At 53.7% G+C, this 2,631-nt stretch carries 6 protein-coding genes; 4 read left to right on the forward strand and 2 right to left on the reverse strand.

All coding sequences use genetic code 11. From position 1 onward, the window contains the following. Positions 1–128: 128 nt before the first annotated feature. Positions 129–371 (reverse strand): site-specific integrase, encoded by a 243-nt coding sequence (locus DUT91_RS24695; protein ID WP_147272294.1) that lies wholly within the window; start codon positions 369–371, stop codon positions 129–131. Here DUT91_RS24695 and DUT91_RS25690 point away from each other — a divergent pair. Both DUT91_RS25690 and DUT91_RS27645 read left to right on the forward strand, forming a co-directional pair. Next, a complete protein-coding gene (locus DUT91_RS25690; protein ID WP_147272295.1) occupies positions 370–549 on the forward strand; it encodes a hypothetical protein in 180 nt (59 codons plus the stop codon). The genes DUT91_RS24695 and DUT91_RS25690 overlap by 2 nt on opposite strands. A gap of 126 nt (positions 550–675) precedes the next feature. Continuing rightward, the gene (locus tag DUT91_RS27645; protein WP_425373842.1) at positions 676–1,014 is read left to right on the forward strand and encodes a phage tail assembly chaperone; all 339 of its coding nucleotides are present in this window, start codon (positions 676–678) and stop codon (positions 1,012–1,014) included. Between the two features lie 118 nt (positions 1,015–1,132). Here the strand turns inward: DUT91_RS27645 and DUT91_RS24705 are convergent, their stop codons facing one another. Continuing rightward, complete coding sequence (locus tag DUT91_RS24705; RefSeq protein ID WP_114443025.1) at positions 1,133–1,465, reverse strand: hypothetical protein; 333 nt, start codon at positions 1,463–1,465, stop codon at positions 1,133–1,135. A gap of 136 nt (positions 1,466–1,601) precedes the next feature. Between DUT91_RS24705 and DUT91_RS25695 the strand changes: the two genes are divergently transcribed. Both DUT91_RS25695 and DUT91_RS24710 read left to right on the forward strand, forming a co-directional pair. Further along, positions 1,602–1,826, forward strand: coding sequence for a hypothetical protein (locus tag DUT91_RS25695; RefSeq protein WP_147272296.1), 225 nt, complete (start codon positions 1,602–1,604; stop codon positions 1,824–1,826). Between the two features lie 246 nt (positions 1,827–2,072). Further along, complete coding sequence (locus tag DUT91_RS24710; RefSeq protein ID WP_114443026.1) at positions 2,073–2,276, forward strand: cold-shock protein; 204 nt, start codon at positions 2,073–2,075, stop codon at positions 2,274–2,276. Positions 2,277–2,631: the final 355 nt, after the last annotated feature.

The following is a 2,631-nucleotide window of genomic DNA, read 5'->3' on the forward strand; positions in this document are numbered from 1 at the left end:
CTGAGGCACATCGCGGGCAGTCAGTGGTCGACGCGCAAATACATGAATATGGACCCGCTCTACGCGGAGCAGACCTCAACCCACGGAGCTTTCGCCTCATAAAAAGGGCGAAAGATTCTGGACACTATCTACACCTCGGCCTGTTTAATGTTGGTCCAGCCGAACTGTGACATCAGTTCATGCGCGGTCGTTCCGCCATTGGCTGCAAGCGCTGCCGATAGCTTCCTCAGTCCATGGGCGTTGAGGGATAATCCAGCTTGGCGGCATTTCTCCCTGAACCAATTCCCGAACCCTTCCTTCACAAAGGGCCTTCCGTATTCCGTCACCAGAAAAGCCAGATCGCCGGTCTTCGTTTGCTCGATCGCCAGCATGAGCGAATCGGGGAATTCGACCGTGATATCGGCGCCCGTCTCGTTGCAGGTTGATAGTTCCGATCTGCGTGCCGAAATGGCCAAAATCAGCGAGGAAGTCACCGCCCGGCATACTCGCGAAATCTTCGCCGCCACGGCGCGCCCGCTAAAGCGTCCTGTCGATCATCTCAAACCCTGATTACTGGTTCATAGGCGAGCAAATCGATAAGGCTGCCGATGACGACGCAAATTTCGTGAAGCCCTCGCCGAAGAGCTGATCGACTTCGCGAGGACGCATTTCAGGCCGCGGCGGAAATCTGTCATTCTGCCGGAGCCCCCGATAGAGACGGAATACATCTGGGAGTGGTTCTGCGAATTGGGCGCTACCATACCGGTAGGAATGGCAGCGAACTCGATCAGCTATCTTGAGATTGACGCCTATTGCCGGCTCACGGGGGCGGTAATCACCCCATGGGAGTTATCCCTCATTCGACGGTTAGATCTCGCAGCGCTCAATGCTAGAGGAAAGGAAGCCCGCGCGGACATCGAGGCAACGCCCGCAGATGTTCAGGAGGCAAAGTTGCACATCCGCGGGGCGGCAGTAAATCGGCGCATTGCCAAACGCAGCGCGGAGCAGCCGGTTACAAAGCCGACCGACATCTGATGAAGGTGCTTCCTGTGACGATCACCGCTCCATCCAGATCTTAATCAACTGGATCATCGTGACCAGAAACATTGCAATCGTTATGACGGATGCGGCTACGTCAAAGAATTCCATCCCTTCACTTACAGCCCTTACTTTTGGCTGCCGATTCAATGGCGTTCACTTTGCCCTTGGACACTGCGACCTGACCCTCTTTGTCCCCGCCGAACGTGCTGGATGCAGGAACCCCGAGTAGGAAAACACCGACTGCATCGCCGGTAGCGGCTTGGTTCTGCTGCTTTGAGAGGGCGGCTAAATTGTTGCGTTCTTTGATGAGTTCCTGCGCCAATTCCTGGCAGCCCCGATTTGTGTATGCCGCCATTGGTATATCGACAGGAACGATAGCATCCGGACGCTTTGCGCACGACGACAGCAAAAGGGCCGCTGAAACGGCCAAAACCAACGATTTCATGATAGTCCCCCAAAATCCCCGAATGGCGCGGCTAATTACTAGCCTCCAGATAGGGGCACGTGCAACCGCAACGTTAGGGTGACTGCAGATTTGTTGGCGATCCCCTCAAGGATGTGAAGCCATGAAAGGAAACAACATGGACAAGATGGAAAAGGCGGCGAGTATCAGAAGGGAACTCGCAGCCACCGATAAGGCCGAAGCGCCGGCATGGAACCAAGCCATAGCCGACGCCACAGGCCCACAAAATCGCATTGGCTATCCGCGCGGATCATCTGGAAACGGAATGCCCAAATTCAACTGTAATGCCTTCAGGATCGACAGCAGATACAGCGCGTCAAGAAGTGGGATTTCCAGACGATGAATTGCGCCCTCTCGATCTTCATATTTCTAGGAAGGTTTTCGATTCCTTTCGGCTCGGGCCATCTACATATTGAAGTCCCCGTATTTGACCCACGGAAGGAAGTTCGTTGAGTTCCATTTTAGCTCCCTGCGAATACCGAGATCAAAACATCTGGGCAAAGAAGTGTTGCAGGGCATTGATAGCTAAGTGATTGCGTTATAACTTTCGCAATGCAGTGAACAACCGCAGAAGCGACGAGGAGTTTTCATGCCTACTGGTACCGTTAAATTTTTCAATGAAGACAAAGGATTTGGCTTCATCACGCCGGAGAACGGGGGAGTTGATGTGTTCGTGCACGCGTCTGCGTTGCAGCGGCCCGGTTCGCTGAGAGAGGGGCAAAAAGTGAGCTACGAGCTCGGCCAAGATCGCAAGACGGGAAAATCGAAGGCCGAAAACGTCACCGTGCTTTGATCAAATTAGCTGCGTCATCGACGCGACGGAATTGGAATAGCAGGAACCCCCGTACAGTGCGCAATCCAAATGCAACTGCCGTTGAAGTTCTTGAGGGAGCGTTTATGTCGACCTCTCTTCCAATTGCCGGTTTGGCTTGATTGAAGCCACCGATATCGATGAAGTTATTAAAGCCCTCTCTCAGACTCCGTGTGCCGTGGCTTATGGTGTTGTTGAGTTTGGCCACGGGCTAGGGTCAGGACCTATTAATTTGGTTTGAAATGTGATGCGCGGTCTCCATTGAAGGAGGAGGTCGTGATGGGTGATTTGTTACTGCTGAGCGAGCGCCAGATGGCACGGATATCGCCGCATTTTC

It is taken from the genome of Paramesorhizobium salinisoli, assembly GCF_003335045.1.
Lineage (GTDB): Bacteria > Pseudomonadota > Alphaproteobacteria > Rhizobiales > Rhizobiaceae > Paramesorhizobium > Paramesorhizobium salinisoli.